The organism is Microbacterium sp. Bi128, from assembly GCF_918698205.1.
Genome location: NZ_CAKKMM010000069.1, coordinates 1 through 14,017, shown reverse-complemented (window position 1 = coordinate 14,017; position 14,017 = coordinate 1). Strand labels below are relative to the sequence as shown.

The 14,017-nt window shown below is 68.8% G+C and carries 18 protein-coding genes and 1 pseudogene; 3 read left to right on the top strand and 16 right to left on the bottom strand.

Features of this window, described 5'->3' with window-relative positions; genetic code table 11:
- The 10 genes and pseudogenes from LQV45_RS07910 to infC all read right to left on the bottom strand — a co-directional run.
- Positions 1 to 740, bottom strand: a pseudogene (locus tag LQV45_RS07910) (phenylalanine--tRNA ligase subunit beta); the annotation flags it as partial.
- Positions 740 to 1,780: a phenylalanine--tRNA ligase subunit alpha gene (pheS, locus tag LQV45_RS07905; RefSeq protein ID WP_138174406.1), complete on the bottom strand. Its 1,041-nt coding sequence runs from the start codon at positions 1,778 to 1,780 to the stop codon at positions 740 to 742. The pseudogene LQV45_RS07910 and the gene pheS, both read right to left, overlap by 1 nt.
- 49 nt (positions 1,781 to 1,829) lie before the next feature.
- Positions 1,830 to 2,738, bottom strand: a complete 909-nt coding sequence (locus LQV45_RS07900) for an amino acid ABC transporter permease (RefSeq protein WP_230006517.1) — start codon at positions 2,736 to 2,738, stop codon at positions 1,830 to 1,832.
- Complete coding sequence (locus LQV45_RS07895) at positions 2,735 to 3,391, bottom strand: amino acid ABC transporter permease (protein ID WP_230006516.1); 657 nt, start codon at positions 3,389 to 3,391, stop codon at positions 2,735 to 2,737. Before LQV45_RS07895 ends, LQV45_RS07900 begins: the two co-directional genes overlap by 4 nt.
- A 60-nt stretch (positions 3,392 to 3,451) precedes the next feature.
- Positions 3,452 to 4,351: a glutamate ABC transporter substrate-binding protein gene (locus tag LQV45_RS07890; RefSeq protein WP_230006515.1), complete on the bottom strand. Its 900-nt coding sequence runs from the start codon at positions 4,349 to 4,351 to the stop codon at positions 3,452 to 3,454.
- Positions 4,352 to 4,460: 109 nt separating this feature from the next.
- Positions 4,461 to 5,222, bottom strand: a complete 762-nt coding sequence (locus LQV45_RS07885) for an amino acid ABC transporter ATP-binding protein (protein ID WP_230006514.1) — start codon at positions 5,220 to 5,222, stop codon at positions 4,461 to 4,463.
- A gap of 77 nt (positions 5,223 to 5,299) precedes the next feature.
- Positions 5,300 to 6,097: an RNA methyltransferase gene (locus LQV45_RS07880; RefSeq protein ID WP_230006513.1), complete on the bottom strand. Its 798-nt coding sequence runs from the start codon at positions 6,095 to 6,097 to the stop codon at positions 5,300 to 5,302.
- Positions 6,098 to 6,197: 100 nt separating this feature from the next.
- A complete protein-coding gene (gene rplT, locus LQV45_RS07875) occupies positions 6,198 to 6,581 on the bottom strand; it encodes a 50S ribosomal protein L20 (protein ID WP_063257942.1) in 384 nt (127 codons plus the stop codon).
- Positions 6,582 to 6,610: 29 nt separating this feature from the next.
- The gene (rpmI, locus tag LQV45_RS07870; RefSeq protein WP_013583375.1) at positions 6,611 to 6,805 is read right to left on the bottom strand and encodes a 50S ribosomal protein L35; all 195 of its coding nucleotides are present in this window, start codon (positions 6,803 to 6,805) and stop codon (positions 6,611 to 6,613) included.
- A 46-nt stretch (positions 6,806 to 6,851) separates the two neighbouring features.
- Positions 6,852 to 7,478, bottom strand: a complete 627-nt coding sequence (infC, locus tag LQV45_RS07865; RefSeq protein WP_374208161.1) for a translation initiation factor IF-3 — start codon at positions 7,476 to 7,478, stop codon at positions 6,852 to 6,854.
- 244 nt (positions 7,479 to 7,722) lie between these two features.
- On the opposite strand from infC, the gene LQV45_RS07860 reads away from it, so the two are divergent.
- A complete protein-coding gene (locus LQV45_RS07860; protein ID WP_374208160.1) occupies positions 7,723 to 8,127 on the top strand; it encodes a DUF1844 domain-containing protein in 405 nt (134 codons plus the stop codon).
- A gap of 191 nt (positions 8,128 to 8,318) precedes the next feature.
- Here LQV45_RS07860 and LQV45_RS07855 read toward each other — a convergent pair whose 3' ends face one another.
- From LQV45_RS07855 to LQV45_RS07830, 6 genes are read right to left on the bottom strand one after another with little or no spacing between them, the layout of a single operon-like run.
- Positions 8,319 to 9,098 (bottom strand): SseB family protein, encoded by a 780-nt coding sequence (locus tag LQV45_RS07855; RefSeq protein WP_230006512.1) that lies wholly within the window; start codon positions 9,096 to 9,098, stop codon positions 8,319 to 8,321.
- Positions 9,082 to 9,828, bottom strand: a complete 747-nt coding sequence (gene priA, locus LQV45_RS07850) for a bifunctional 1-(5-phosphoribosyl)-5-((5-phosphoribosylamino)methylideneamino)imidazole-4-carboxamide isomerase/phosphoribosylanthranilate isomerase PriA (RefSeq protein ID WP_138174392.1) — start codon at positions 9,826 to 9,828, stop codon at positions 9,082 to 9,084. Before priA ends, LQV45_RS07855 begins: the two co-directional genes overlap by 17 nt.
- Positions 9,829 to 9,874: 46 nt before the next feature.
- Positions 9,875 to 10,522, bottom strand: a complete 648-nt coding sequence (gene hisH, locus LQV45_RS07845; RefSeq protein ID WP_138174390.1) for an imidazole glycerol phosphate synthase subunit HisH — start codon at positions 10,520 to 10,522, stop codon at positions 9,875 to 9,877.
- Positions 10,519 to 11,133: an imidazoleglycerol-phosphate dehydratase HisB gene (hisB, locus tag LQV45_RS07840; protein ID WP_138174388.1), complete on the bottom strand. Its 615-nt coding sequence runs from the start codon at positions 11,131 to 11,133 to the stop codon at positions 10,519 to 10,521. The genes hisH and hisB overlap by 4 nt, the downstream gene beginning before the upstream one ends.
- The gene (locus tag LQV45_RS07835) at positions 11,130 to 12,224 is read right to left on the bottom strand and encodes a histidinol-phosphate transaminase (protein ID WP_230006511.1); all 1,095 of its coding nucleotides are present in this window, start codon (positions 12,222 to 12,224) and stop codon (positions 11,130 to 11,132) included. Before LQV45_RS07835 ends, hisB begins: the two co-directional genes overlap by 4 nt.
- A gap of 24 nt (positions 12,225 to 12,248) precedes the next feature.
- Entirely contained in the window at positions 12,249 to 12,596 is a 348-nt protein-coding gene (locus tag LQV45_RS07830) for a LysM peptidoglycan-binding domain-containing protein (RefSeq protein WP_230006510.1), read from the bottom strand.
- A 260-nt stretch (positions 12,597 to 12,856) separates the two neighbouring features.
- On the opposite strand from LQV45_RS07830, the gene lexA reads away from it, so the two are divergent.
- Together lexA and LQV45_RS07820 are read left to right on the top strand one after the other, a co-directional pair.
- Entirely contained in the window at positions 12,857 to 13,546 is a 690-nt protein-coding gene (lexA, locus tag LQV45_RS07825; protein ID WP_230006509.1) for a transcriptional repressor LexA, read from the top strand.
- A gap of 145 nt (positions 13,547 to 13,691) precedes the next feature.
- On the top strand, positions 13,692 to 14,017 hold a 326-nt coding region (locus tag LQV45_RS07820; protein WP_230006508.1), incomplete at its 3' end, for a hypothetical protein.

The window sequence follows — 14,017 nt, the reverse complement described above, 5'->3', positions numbered from 1 at the left end:
GGCGTGGGACGCGAGGGGTCCACGTCGCGGACGATGCGCGCGACGAACTGGCTCGCGCCGACGCGGCCACGGATGGGCGCGACGTCATCGACCGTGATCGGGAAGCCCTGCGGCGTGCGGTCGCGCGCGGCGTCGTGACCGGCGCCCGGGTCGCGGAAGACCGCGCCGGTGGCGTGCGAGTACTCGCGGGCGACACCGCGCAGAGACAGCGCGTACCCGCGGTCGGGGGTGACGTTGATCTCGACGGCGATGTCGTCCAGGCCGAGCAGCGCGATCGCGTCGGAGCCCACGGGAGCGTCGATGCCGAGGTCGACCAGGCGCAGGATGCCGGAGTGCTCGCTGCCGAGTCCGAGCTCTTTCGCCGAGGCGATCATGCCGTCCGAGACATGACCGTAGGTCTTGCGTGCCGCGATCGGGAACGGCCCGGGCAGAACGGAGCCGGGCAGGGTCACCACGACCTTGTCGCCCTCGAAGAAGTTGCCGGCGCCGCACACGATGCCACGGACGCCACCGTGCTCTTCGCCGACGTCGACCTGGCACCAGCGGATCGTCTTGCCGTTGGACTGCGGCTCGGGAGTGAACTCCTTCACCTCACCGACGACGATGGGGCCTTCGAGCTCGAAGCGATGCACGTCTTCTTCTTCGAATCCGACGGACACCAGCGCCGCGAGGACGTCGTCGGCCGTGGCATCCGCGGGCACGTCGACGTACTCGCGCAACCAGGAGAGCGGGACGCGCATCAGACCACCATTCCGAACTGCTCGCTGAAGCGGACATCGCCCTCGGCCATGTCGCGCATGTCTTGCACGTCGCTGCGGAACATGAGCGTGCGCTCGATGCCCATGCCGAACGCGAAGCCCGAGTACTCCTCGGGATCGATGCCCGCGGCACGCAGGACGTTGGGGTTCACCATCCCGCAGCCGCCCCACTCGATCCAGCGCGCCCCGCCCTTGAAGGTCGGGTGCCACAGGTCGAGCTCGGCGCTCGGCTCAGTGAACGGGAAGAAATTCGCGCGGAAGCGCGTCTTGGCCTCGGGGCCGAACAGGACCCGGGCGGCGTGGTCGAGCGTGCCCTTGAGGTGGGCCATCGTGATGCCCTTGTCGATGACCAGACCCTCGAACTGCGTGAAGACGGGGAGGTGCGTCGCGTCGAACTCATCGGTCCGATACACCCGACCGGGGCACAGCACGTAGATCGGCAGGTCGCGCTCGAGCATCGACCGCACCTGGACGGGGCTCGTGTGCGTGCGCATGACGAGGTGGCGGGCGACCGGGTCGACGAAGAACGTGTCCTGCATCTGCCGCGCCGGGTGATCGACGTCGAAATTCAGCGCGTCGAAGTTGAACCACTCGTGCTCGAGTTCGGGGCCCTCGGCGATCTCCCACCCCATGCCGACGAAGATGTCGGACACCTGCTCTTGCAGGAGCGAGATCGGATGCCGCGCTCCCACGCGGGCGCGCTGCGGCAGGGCCGTGACATCCACCCGCTCCGCTTCGAGCCGCGCGACGGTCTCGGCCTCGGCGAGCTCGCCCTCGCGGGCGGCGAAGGCCTGATTCACGCGGCCGCGCGCCTGGCCGACGAGCTTGCCGAACTCGGCCTTGTTCTCGGGGGCGACGTTGCGCAGCTGGGCGTTCAGGCGGGCGAGCGAGGACTGCTCCCCCGCGTGAGCGGAGCGAGCGGCCTTCAGGTCTGCGGTCGTCGCGGCACCGGCGATCGCCGCGAGAGCGGCATCGACGGCGGAGGCGACGGCCTCGGGGGTGATCTCGGGTGCGTCGGACACGAGATGAGAGTCTACCGACGGGCGGGGACACTCCCCCGCCCGCCTGCGGTCACAGACCTGACGCGTCGTTCTTGCCGAGCCCGCGCTGAGCGACGATGAGCTCGGTGTCCGTGCCGGCCTGCTGCGGTGCGGCGGCCGCGACCTGCGCGGAGCGCGGCGAGCGGCGCAGTCGCTTCTCGACGAGGGTGGCGACATACGACAGCAGGAGGCACAGGGAGATGTAGATCACGCCGACGATGATCGTTGCCGGGATGATCGGCGAACCGACGCTCGGTTGCGCACCGATGTACTTCGCGTAGAACAGCAGCTCGGGGTAGGTGATGATGAAGCCGAGAGCGGTGTCCTTCAGCGTCACCACGAGCTGCGCGATGATCACCGGCATCATGGCGCGGATCGCCTGCGGAAGCAGCACCAGGCGCATGACGCCCGCCTTCCGCAGACCGATCGCGTACCCGGCCTCGCCCTGACCCCGCGGCAACGATTCGACGCCGGCGCGGATGACTTCCGCGAGCACGGAGCCGTTGTAACAGACCAGCGCGATGACGACGGCCCAATAGGGCTCCATACGGATGCCGATGACCGGGAAGCCGTAGTACAGCAAGAACATGAAGATCAGCACCGGGATGGCGCGAAACAGCTCGATGACCGCGGTGAACGGCCAGCGCACCCAGGCGTGGTCGGACAGGCGACCGATCGCCAGGACGAAACCGAGGGCGAGCGCGCCGACGGCGGCCGCGGCGAACGCGGCGAGCGTGGCCAGCGTGGACTGCAGGACCTGCATCCACACGTTGCTGTAGGTGAAGGCCGACCACTTCTGCGCCGTGAACTGACCCGTCGCGGCCAACCGCCACACGAAGAATCCGACGATGGCGAGCACGACCAGGATCGTCACCACACCGAGGATCCGGTTGCGGGCGATCGCCTTGGGGCCCGGGACGTCGTACAGGACACTGCTCATCGGGCGATCCTCCACCGGTTCTCGAGAGTTCGCTGGAGCCACGAAAGCAGCAGCACAAGGGCGACGAAGGCCACCATGATCCACAGGATGACGACGAAGGCGTTCTCGCCCCGTTCGCTGAGGTAGTTGCGCACCGAGCCGAGGTTCACGATGGAGAAGCCCGCGGCGACGGTGGTGTTCTTCAACAGGGCGATGAAGACGCTCATCATCGGGGGGATGACCGAGCGGAACGCCTGCGGCAGCACGACCAGGCCCATCACCTGGCCGAAGCCGAGCCCGAGGGCACGGGCGGCTTCGGCCTGACCCACCGGGACCGTGTTGACGCCGGAGCGGATCGCCTCGGCGACGTAGGTGGCGGTGTAGATGCCGAGCGCGCAGATACCCAGCGTCAACGAGACATCACCGGTCAGACGCAGACCCAGTAGCGGGGGCAGGGCGAACACGAAGGCGAAGAACACCAGCGTGAGCGGAGTGTTGCGGATGGCGTTGACGTAGAACGTCCCCACGCCGCGCGCGATCGGTACGGGCGAGACGCGCATCGCGCCGACGATGATGCCGAGCACGAGCGCGAGGGCGCCGCCGGCGAAGAACAGCACGAGCGTGCCGACGAGCGCTTCGCCCCAGATGTCGAGGTTGCCGGTGATGACACCCATGCGTGGTCCTTGTCTTGGTCGGGGGTTCGGGGGCGACGCGGCGCGCCGCCCCCGAACGGATCACTCGTCGGCGGTGGGCTGCTCGCCCGTGATGCCGGCCGGTGCCAGGTTCTTCTCGAACAGTGCGGTCCAGACCGCGCCACCGTCGTTGAACAGGGTGTTGATGTGGTCCTTCAGGACGGTGTCACCCTTGGGCAGGCCCACGCCGTAGCGCTCCTCGCTGAAGGTGTCGCCCGCGATCTTGAAGGCGTCGGGCTCCTGCGCGACGTAGCCGGCGAGGATCGCCTGATCGGTGGTGACCGCGTCGATCGAACCGGCGCGCAGCTGCTCGAGGCACTGCGTGTAGGTGTCGTACTCGACGGTGTCGCCAGGGGCGTACTCGTCGCGGATGCGCTGCAGCGGCGTGGACCCCGTCACGGAGCAGACGATCTTGCCGGCGAGGTCGTCGGGACCGTTGATCGAGTCGTCGTCGGCCGCGACCAGCAGGCCCTGGCCCGTGATCAGGTACGGGCCGGCGAAGTCGATCTGCTGTTTGCGCTTGTCGGTGATGGAGTACGTGCCGACGTAGTAGTCGATGTTGCCGTTGACGAGCTCCTGCTCGCGGTTGGCCGACGGGATCGTCTTGTACTCGATCTTGTCGGCGTCGAACCCGAGCGACGCGGCGATCCACTGGGCGACCTCGACGTCGAAGCCGCCGCGCTCGTTGCTCACGGGGTCTTTGAAGCCGAGACCGGGCTGGTCCTCCTTGACACCGACGACGACCTTGTCGGCCGCGGCCATGCGCTCGTAGGTGGGGCTGCCGTCGAGCGAGACACCGGATGCCACCTCCCACAGCTGTGTGGAGTCGCTGGCGCCGTCGGCTCCGGGCGCCGCGCCGGGGGTACCGCTGTTACAGGCCGTCAGGGCCAGCAGGCCGGCGGCGACGATACTCGCGCCGGCGAGAAAACGTGTCTTACGCATGTGATGTCTCCTTGGTTACGTGTGCTGTGCGGAGGGGATACGAGGGGGTGGCACGTCGGGTCGGCCGGAGGCGGTGCGGGCGGCGGAACCTCGTCGTTCCGCCCCGGAGTCAGTGCGTGATGAGCTTCGAGAGGAAGTCCTTCGCACGATCGGATTCGGGGTGCGTGAAGAACTGCTCGGGCGTGGCCTGCTCGACGATCTGCCCGTCGGCCATGAACACCACACGGTTGGCGGCCTTGCGGGCGAAGCCCATCTCGTGCGTGACGACGATCATCGTCATCCCGTCCTTCGCGAGTCCGACCATCACGTCGAGGACCTCGTTGATCATCTCGGGGTCGAGGGCCGAGGTCGGCTCGTCGAAGAGCATGACCTTCGGCTTCATCGCGAGGGCGCGGGCGATCGCGACGCGCTGCTGCTGCCCGCCCGAGAGCTGCGCGGGCAGCTTGTCGGACTGGTGGCCCACGCCCACGCGGTCCAGGAGAGCGCGCGCTTCTTTCTCGGCATCCGCCTTCTTCATCTTGCGGACCTTGATCGGCCCGAGGGTCACGTTCTCGAGGATCGTCAAGTGGGCGAAGAGGTTGAACGACTGGAAGACCATGCCCACGTCGGCACGCAGCTTCGCCAATCCCTTGCCCTCTTCGGGCAGAGCCACACCGTCGATCGTGATCGATCCGCTCGTGATCGTCTCGAGGCGGTTGATGGTGCGGCAGAGGGTCGACTTGCCCGAGCCGGAGGGGCCGATGACGACGACGACTTCGCCGCGGTCGACGGTCAGATCGATGTCCTTCAGAGCCTGGAACTGTCCATAGTGCTTCTGGACGCCGGAGACGACGACGAGGGGCTCGGAGCCCGCCGGGGGAACGGATGCCATTTCCCCACCCTATGAGACGGCCGGGAATGCGACCACCTTCTTGCGGACGCCTTAACCGTTCTGTAACAGCGGGTGACTCAGCCCGCGCGCTGGGCGAAGGCGGTCTCGTACAGGCAGACGCTCGCGGCGGTGGCGAGGTTCAGCGACTCCGCTCGCCCGTAGATGGGCAGCCGCAACGAGAGATCCGCGTACCCGAGCGCGGAATCGTCCAGGCCCCGTGCTTCGTTCCCGAACAACCACGCCGTCGGCTCGGCCAGCAGGCGGCGGGACGTGAGGAAATCCTCACCCCCGACATCGGCGGCAACCACCCGCAACCCCACCTCGTGGACGCGCTCGACGACGTCGCTCAGCTCCAGATCGACCGCGACCGGGAGATGGAACAGCGACCCCGTGGTCGAACGCACGACCTTCGGGTTGTACAGGTCGACCGTGCGACCCGTGAGGATCACCGCGTCCGCGCCCGCCGCATCGGCGGCGCGGATGATCGTGCCGAGGTTGCCCGGATCGCGCACCTCCTCGCAGATGGCGAGCAGACGCGGCTGCGTGGCGAGGATGTCCTTGAGAGCCGTCGGCGACTGCCGGGCCACCGCGACGATGCCCTGCGGCGTGACCGTGTCGGCCATGGCATCCAGAACCGCTTCGGTCGTGTACTGCACATCGACGTCGGCGTCGACGGCGGCATCGCGGACGTCGGTGTGCTTCTCGAGTGCCGTGGGAGTGCCGTAGAGCTCGAGCACCGTCTCGGGCTCCCAGGCGAGGGCCTCACGCGCGGCCTGAGGTCCCTCGAGGAGGAACAGACCGGTCTCCTGCCGGGCCGCGCGCTTGCTCAACTTGGCCACGGCGCGCACCCGCGGCGAACGAGGGTTCTCCAGCACGCCCCCAGTGTATGACGCGACCGGCATGCATCCCGGAGAACGGCGGGGAAACGCCGAACGGACGCCCTCCGAGGAGGACGCCCGTTCGTGGAACCGGTGATTACGCGGTCTTGGCGGCGTTGACGTCGCTGGGCAGCGCGGCCTTGGCCGTCGCGACGAGCGAGGCGAACACGGCCGGCTCGTTGACCGCGAGCTCGGCGAGCATGCGGCGGTCGACCTGAACACCCGCGAGGCCGAGGCCCTGGATGAAGCGGTTGTACGTGAGACCGTTCTGGCGGCTCGCGGCGTTGATGCGCTGGATCCACAGACGACGGAAGTCGCCCTTGCGCTTGCGACGGTCACGGTACGCGTAAACCAGGGAGTGAGTGACCTGCTCCTTGGCCTTGCGGTACAGGCGCGAACGCTGACCGCGGTAACCGGACGCGCGCTCGAGGATGACGCGACGCTTCTTGTGGGCGTTGACAGCCCGCTTGACTCTAGCCATTTCTGTTCTTTCCTAACGTGCGTCGGCGCTCAGAGGCCGAGGAGCTTCTTGGCGACCTTGGAGTCACCCTTGGCCAGGACCTGCTCCTGGTTCAGGCGACGGGTGCGCTTGGAGGCCTTGCCCTCGAGGTTGTGCCGCATGCCAGCCTGCTGCTTCATGAGCTTGCCGCTACCGGTCAACTTGAAACGCTTCTTGGCGCCCGAGTGGGTCTTCTGCTTCGGCATCTGTCTTCCTTCGTTGGGTATCCCGGCACTGCGGGAGACGGGGGGCTTACTCGGCGGACGCCGGAGCAGCGTGGTCGTCGGGGGCCGAGTCGCCGCGGGCCGCGCTGCGCGCCGCCTCACGGTTCGCCGCGCGCTGCGCGTTCTGCTCGGTCTTGACCTCGGACTTGTTCTTGTGAGGAGCGACCACCATCACCATGTTGCGGCCGTCGATCGTGGGGTTCGACTCGACGGTGCCGAACTCGGCGACGTCCTCCGCGAACTTGCGGAGCAGACGCACACCCTGCTCGGGACGCGACTGCTCGCGACCGCGGAAGAGGATCATGGCCTTCACCTTGTCGCCCGCCTGGAGGAATCCCTCAGCGCGCTTGAGCTTGGTGATGTAGTCGTGGGCCTCGATCTTCAGGCGGAACCGGACCTCTTTGAGGACCGTGTTGGCCTGGTTACGACGCGTTTCCTTGGCCTTCTGAGCGGCCTCGTACTTGAACTTGCCGTAATCCATGATCTTGACCACGGGCGGCTTCGAGCTCGGCGCAACCTCGACCAGGTCGAGGTCCGCTTCCTGGGCCAGGCGCAGCGCAGCTTCGATTCGGACGATGCCGACCTGCTCGCCGTTGGGTCCGACGAGACGGACCTCCGGGACTCGGATGCGCTCGTTGGTGCGGGGATCGCTGATGCGGAACTCCTCTTTTATGCGGATGGCGGCCGCCGCGATCCATGGGAATCGCGGGCGAAGAGGAGAACATGCCACCCGGCACGGTGCTGAGAGCACCGGCTTCTGCACCCTGACAGCTCTGTACGGAACGGAGCGGAGTGCGGGAACCCGGTAGCCTGGAGCGGCAAGCGCGGGTGGGATGTCATCCTCTTTCGTACGGAGCAGAACACTCCGAAGCCCGCCATAGTCTAGCAGAGAGAAACACGTGGACACGATTCCCCCCGACGACAGCCGCGCCGCCCAGGACGCCGAGCGTCTTGCGAGGTGGGAGGAGCAGGAGCGCGTCTCCGCCTCCGCCTCCCGCGACATCGCCGACGTCCCCGCCGTCGAGGTCATCACCACGACCGCCGTCCACCTCATGAGCGCCGCGGCGATCAAGGTCGGACTCGCCGACGACCCGCAGCAGCAGCTCGACCTCGACGAGGCACGCAAGCTCATCAACGCCCTCGCCGGCCTCATCACCGCCGGGGCGCCCGAGATCAGCGACATGCACGCCCGATCGCTCCGCGACGGCCTGCGATCGCTGCAGCTCGCGTTCCGCGAGGCCTCGGTCATCCCCGACCCGATCGGCAAGGGGCCGGGCGAGAAGTGGACGGGTCCCGTCACGTAGGTCGCGGGAACTTCGGTACACGGCTCCGGGATCGGATGGATGCCGCGGGGCGTGGCATCCGCTCGTCCTCCATGCGTGCCGGGGCGGCGGGCGCGGCGGCGAAGACAGGGATGCCGCGAGAACAGGGCGACTTCGCCCGAAGCGGCTTGTGCTGAGCGCGAAGCCTGTTCTCTCGACCTATCGGGTGCGCTTCAGATGTCGGTGGGGCGGTGCAGCTTCACCGTCAGGGAGTCCACGAGCACGGCGACCCGGCCGTCCGCCGCCCACCGACGCGCGAGGCGCGCGAGGACCGCGTCGAGCTCCTCCTGTGCGAGGCCGGCCATGAGCCGCAGATGCACGACCAGCTCGGGGCCGCGCAACCGCCCGAACGGGTCCCCCGGCTGCACGGCGAGGTCGAGCACCGCCAGCTCGCCGGAGATGCTCTCCTGCAGGCCCGTGAACACGGCCGGGGACACGTGCGCGGGCTCCCACGCCTCCCCCTGAGCGATCGCCCACACCGCGGGGCGGCGCAACACGAACTCGGTGTCGGAAGTCGGATCGATGACGATCAACTCCGTGTCTTCCGACGCCGCCGCCAGAGCGGTGCGGCGGCCGTCCGCGGGGACGGGGCGCGCCGTGGCATCCCAGCGCTGCATCGCCTCGACCGAGCTGAACACCGGCAACACCTTGCGGCCGTCGGGGGCGGCCACCGTCACGATCGACAGCTCTTGCGTCTTGTCGACCGCCAGCCCGTGCGGGCCGACGCCGTGGTCGCCCTTCTCGGCGACGAGCGGGATCAGCAGGCGAGCGGTGCGGTAGGCCTCGACGACGGCACGGGCATCGCCCTCCCCCGTCGAGACGGCCTGCAGGGCGATCAAGAGGGCGGGGTCGGCAGAACCGTCGTCACCGGAGTGCGGGTTCGACTCGAAGCGACGCCCCTCCCAAGGGACGCCCGCCGAGTCGGCGCGATGGTCGTCAGTGCCCGGCGACATCCAGCGCCTCGGCGAGGGTGAACTGGCCCGCGTAGAGGGCCTTGCCCACGATCGCGCCTTCGACGCCGAGCGGCACCAGCTCGCGCAGCGCCACGATGTCGTCGAGGCTCGACACTCCGCCGGAGGCCACGATGGGCTTCGGCGTACGCTGCGTCAGCTCGCGAAGAAGTTCGAGGTTGGGGCCGCGGAGCGTGCCGTCCTTGGTGACGTCGGTGACGACGTACCGGCTGCAGCCGGCGTCCTCGAGACGCTCGAGCACGGTCCACAGGTCGCCGCCGTCGCGCGTCCATCCGCGGGCGGCCAGGGTCGTGCCGCGCACGTCGAGCCCGACCGCGATCGCCTCGCCGTAGCGGTTGATGACGTCGGCGGCCCATTCGGGGTTCTCCAGGGCGGCGGTGCCCAGGTTGATACGGCTGGCGCCGCTCTCCAGAGCCGCCTCCAGGGACCGGTCGTCACGGATGCCGCCGGAGAGCTCGACCTGCACGCCCTTGACCTGCTTGATGACCTTGCGCATCACCGCGGTGTTGTTGCCGCGGCCGAAAGCGGCGTCGAGGTCGACGAGGTGGATCCACGCCGCACCCTGGCGCGCGAAGTCCAGCGCGGCATCCACCGGGTCGCCGTAGCTGGTCTCGGTGCCCGCCTCTCCCTGGGTCAGTCGGACGGCCTTGCCGTCGGCGACATCAACCGCGGGCAGAAGGACAAGCTCGGGCGTGGACGCGAAATCGTTCATGGCTCCTCGTGCCGGCAGGCGCCTCTCGCCAGCCCCGGGCACGAGGTCACACAGTAGTCGCGCGCAGCCCGTCGATCCAATTCGCCAGCAGACGGATGCCGGCTTCCCCCGACTTCTCGGGGTGGAACTGCGTCGCTGCCAACGGACCGTTCTCGACCGCGGCGAGGAACGGCGCACCGTACGTGCACCACGTCAACACCGGCTCGGGGAACGGCGGCGTGACCTCGAGCTGCCATTCTTGCGCGGCGTAGGAGTGGACGAAGTAGAACCGCTCGTCGCCGATGCCGTCGAACAGGCGAGAGCCCTCGCCGGCCGAAACCGTGTTCCACCCCATGTGCGGAAGCACCGGCGCCGCGAGTTCGGACACGGTGCCGGGCCACTCGCCCAGCCCTTCCGTGTCGGTCCCGCGTTCGATGCCACGCCCGAACATCACCTGCATGCCCACGCAGATACCGAGCACCGGGCGACCTCCGGCGAGGCGACGATCGATGATCTCGCCGCCACGGCTGGCGTTGAGCGCGTCCATCACGGCACTGAAGGCCCCCACGCCGGGGACGAGCAGCCCGTCGGCGTCGAGGAGAAGGGAGCGATCGGAAGTCAGGCGCGCATCGGCCCCCGCCTCGATGAGCGCCTTCACGGCCGAGTGGACGTTGCCCGAGCCGTAGTCGAGGACAGCGACGACGGGCTTGCTCACAGAGCGCCCTTGGTGCTCGGGATGCCGTCGACGAAGGGGTCCAGGGCCTTGGCCTGGCGGAACGCACGGGCGAGGGCCTTGTACTCGGCCTCGGCGATGTGGTGCGGGTCACGCCCGCCCAGCACACGTACGTGCACCGTCAGTCCCGCGTGGATCGAGATGGCCTCGAACGAGTGGCGCACGAGCGAGCCGGTGAAGTGCCCGCCGATCAAGTGGTGCTCGAAGCCCGCGGGCTCTCCGGTGTGCACGAGATACGGGCGTCCGCTGATGTCGACGACGGCCTGCGCGAGCGCTTCGTCCAGCGGAACGAGGGCATCGCCGTACCGGGCGATGCCGGACTTGTCACCGAGCGCCTGGCGGATCGCCTGACCGAGCACGATCGAGGTGTCCTCGACGGTGTGGTGCGCGTCGATGTGTGTGTCGCCCACGGAGGTGACCCGCAGGTCGGTGAGCGAGTGCTTCGCGAACGCCGTGAGCATGTGATCGAAGAACGGCACGCTCGTGGAGATCTCGCTCGCGCCGGTCCCATCGAGGTCGAGGGACAGCTCGACGCGCGACTCGCTCGTCTCGCGGACGATCGATGCGGTGCGGGGCGTGGCGGGGCCGGTCATGCTCGCGATCCTACCGAGGCCAGTGCATCGAGGAACGCGGTCGTCTCGTCGGCGGTACCCGCCGTGACGCGCAAGTGGTGAGCGATGCCCACGTCGCGGATGAGCACCCCGCGGTCATACAGCGCTTTCCACGTGGCTGCGGGGTCGTCGACGCCGCCGAAGAGCACGAAGTTCGTCCACGACTCGTGTGCCGTATAGCCCAGCGCCGCCACCGTGGCCGAGATCCGGTCGCGCTGAGCGACGATCTCGTCGACCATCGACAGCATCGTGTCCGCGTGCCCGAGAGCGGCCGTCGCCGCCGCCTGCGTGAGCGCGCTGAGGTGGTACGGCAGGCGGACCAGACGCAAGGCGTCGATGACCGCCGGGTCGGCGGCGAGATATCCCACCCGCGCGCCGGCGAACGCGAACGCCTTGCTCATCGTGCGGGACACCACCAGGCGCGGGCGTCCGGGGAGGAGCGTCACCGCGGAGGGCTGGTCGTGCGGGGCGAACTCCTGGTACGCCTCGTCGACGATCACGATGCCGTCGGTCACGGCGTAGACCGCCTCGATCACGTCGAGACCGAGGGGCGTGCCCGTCGGGTTGTTCGGCGCACACAGGAAGACGACGTCAGGGTTCTCGCGCACGACCTGCTCGGCGGCGGAGGCCGGGCTGAGCGTGAAGTCGTGCTCGCGCTCCCCCGCGACCCATTCGGCACCGGTCGCCCGCGTCAGGATCGGGTACATCGAGTAGGTGGGAGCGAAACCCATGGCCCGCCGCCCCGGACCACCGAAGGCCTGGAGGATGTGCTGCAGGACCTCGTTCGACCCGTTGGCCGCCCAGATCTGCTCGCGGACGAGCCCGTGCCCCAGGTAGTCGGCGAACGCCTCGCGCAGACCGGTGAACTCACGGTCGGGATAGCGGTTGACGTCGCGCAGCGCGCGGGCGATGGCATCCAGGATGTCGTCGGCGACCTCGGAGGGAACGGGATGCGTGTTCTCGTTCACGTTGAGGGCGACGGGGAGTGCGGCTTGCGGGGCTCCGTACGGAGTCATGCCCCGCAAGTCGTCGCGAAGAGGCAGGTCATCGAGGCGCACGGTCACCTCACCCATCGTAGGCGGCGACGACGCCGGGGCTCACCGCCCGGCGACGTAGGCGGCGGGGATCGCGATGCGCTGGCCGGCAGCGACAGACGCGTCTTCGAGAGCGTTCAACCGCGTGATCTCTGCGACCACGTCGCGGGGATCGACACCCGGAGCGACGTCTTCGGCGATCGACCAAAGGGTTTCGCCGCTCATGACCGTGATCTCGGCGAACGCACCCGCCGACGCACCGCTGTCGTTCGAGGCGAGCGCGGCTCCGCCGCCGACGACGGCGACAGACAGCGCGACAACGACCGGCAGAGCGGCGAGGAAGGCGAACACGCGACGTCCGCGCGCGGTCAACCGCAGGCGGGTCGTGGGGGTGATGGCGATGCTGCTCATGATGTGCTCCTCGGTGGGGAGAGATTCGCACGCCACCCTCGGCCGGGAGGGTGGCTGTGCGAATCTGTATTCCGAATCTATATTCGATACTGCGGGACTGTCAAGACCAGGGCTATCGGAGACCGATCGAACGCGACACGCGGAGCGCTCCACATCGATCGGGTCGTCCACCGGATACGGTTTCGACGAGGAGACCCCACCACGGACCTCCGACATTCGAATTTCCGCCGCTTCGACAGCGCGGTGCGAGGGGAGCACACATGACCGACGCGACGACCGCGGGCGGCCGCGAAAGACCGCAGACGCGGCGACGGAAGAGCCTCAGCGACAAGCAGCTGGCGATCCTCGAAGTCATCCAGCGCTCGATCGCGCGGCACGGGTACCCGCCGAGCATGCGCGAGATCGGCGACGCCGTGGGGCTGAAGTCGCTCTCGAGCGTCACGCATCAGCTCAACCAGCTGGAGCTGAGCGGATATCTGCGCCGCGACCCCGGAAAGACCCGCGCGATGGAGGTGCTGATCGACCTGCCCGGCACCGCCGCCGAGAACCCGGCCGACACCGCACCCGCCGTGGGCGACGCCGCCCTCGTCCCCCTGGTCGGCCGCATCGCCGCGGGCGTCCCCATCACCGCCGATCAGCAGGTCGAGGAGATCTTCCCCCTCCCCCGTCAGCTCGTCGGCAAGGGCGAGCTGTTCATGCTCAAGGTCTCGGGCGAGTCCATGATCGACGCGGCCATCTGCGACGGCGACTGGGTCGTCGTCCGCACGCAAGCCACGGCCGAGAACGGCGAGATCGTCGCCGCGATGCTCGACGGCGAGGCCACGGTGAAGACGTTCCGCCGCCGCGACGGCCACACGTGGCTCCTCCCCCGCAACTCCGCCTTCGAGCCGATTCTCGGCGACGAGGCCGTCGTGCTCGGTCGCGTCGTCGCGGTGCTGCGGACGGTCTGACGCCGCCGACCGATACCGGAAGGCCGGATGCCACGCGCAGTGGCATCCGGCCTTCGTCGTTCGACGACCCCGCCGACGGGTCGCCGACCACGCACACGGCAGGTTATGCACAGGCGCCGCAGCCGGAGCACCGGGGACCCCTACCATGACAGGACACATCGAGAGAGCGAGCGTCGTGACCTCCACCTCCCCGACCGGACAGCCGTCGCCCGAGCACTCCGTCGAGGTGTTCCCCGACGTCGCCTCCGCGTCCCCGCCGCCCCTCCCTCCGACCGGGCGCCGGCCCCGTACGGGCATCGTCGTGCTCTCGTGCCTGCTCGCGCTCGTCGCCGTCGCCGCCGGGCTCGGCATCCTGTGGCTGGCGATGCAGCTCGACGGCGCACGTTCGCAGATCACCGATCAGCGACAGCAGATCACCGACCAGCAGCGACAGATCGAGGAGCAACGCGAGCTGATCGACCGCAAGGAGCA

Coding starts and splice junctions, on each gene's coding strand:
- LQV45_RS07900 (WP_230006517.1), bottom strand. CDS start 2,738: ATGAGCAGTGTCCTGTACGACGTCCCGGGCCCCAAGGCGATCGCCCGC.
- LQV45_RS07895 (WP_230006516.1), bottom strand. CDS start 3,391: ATGGGTGTCATCACCGGCAACCTCGACATCTGGGGCGAAGCGCTCGTC.
- LQV45_RS07890 (WP_230006515.1), bottom strand. CDS start 4,351: ATGCGTAAGACACGTTTTCTCGCCGGCGCGAGTATCGTCGCCGCCGGC.
- LQV45_RS07885 (WP_230006514.1), bottom strand. CDS start 5,222: ATGGCATCCGTTCCCCCGGCGGGCTCCGAGCCCCTCGTCGTCGTCTCC.
- rplT (WP_063257942.1), bottom strand. CDS start 6,581: ATGGCTAGAGTCAAGCGGGCTGTCAACGCCCACAAGAAGCGTCGCGTC.
- rpmI (WP_013583375.1), bottom strand. CDS start 6,805: ATGCCGAAGCAGAAGACCCACTCGGGCGCCAAGAAGCGTTTCAAGTTG.
- LQV45_RS07855 (WP_230006512.1), bottom strand. CDS start 9,098: ATGTCGCCGGGCACTGACGACCATCGCGCCGACTCGGCGGGCGTCCCT.
- priA (WP_138174392.1), bottom strand. CDS start 9,828: ATGAACGATTTCGCGTCCACGCCCGAGCTTGTCCTTCTGCCCGCGGTT.
- hisB (WP_138174388.1), bottom strand. CDS start 11,133: ATGACCGGCCCCGCCACGCCCCGCACCGCATCGATCGTCCGCGAGACG.
- LQV45_RS07835 (WP_230006511.1), bottom strand. CDS start 12,224: ATGGGTGAGGTGACCGTGCGCCTCGATGACCTGCCTCTTCGCGACGAC.
- LQV45_RS07830 (WP_230006510.1), bottom strand. CDS start 12,596: ATGAGCAGCATCGCCATCACCCCCACGACCCGCCTGCGGTTGACCGCG.
- lexA (WP_230006509.1), top strand. CDS start 12,857: ATGACCGACGCGACGACCGCGGGCGGCCGCGAAAGACCGCAGACGCGG.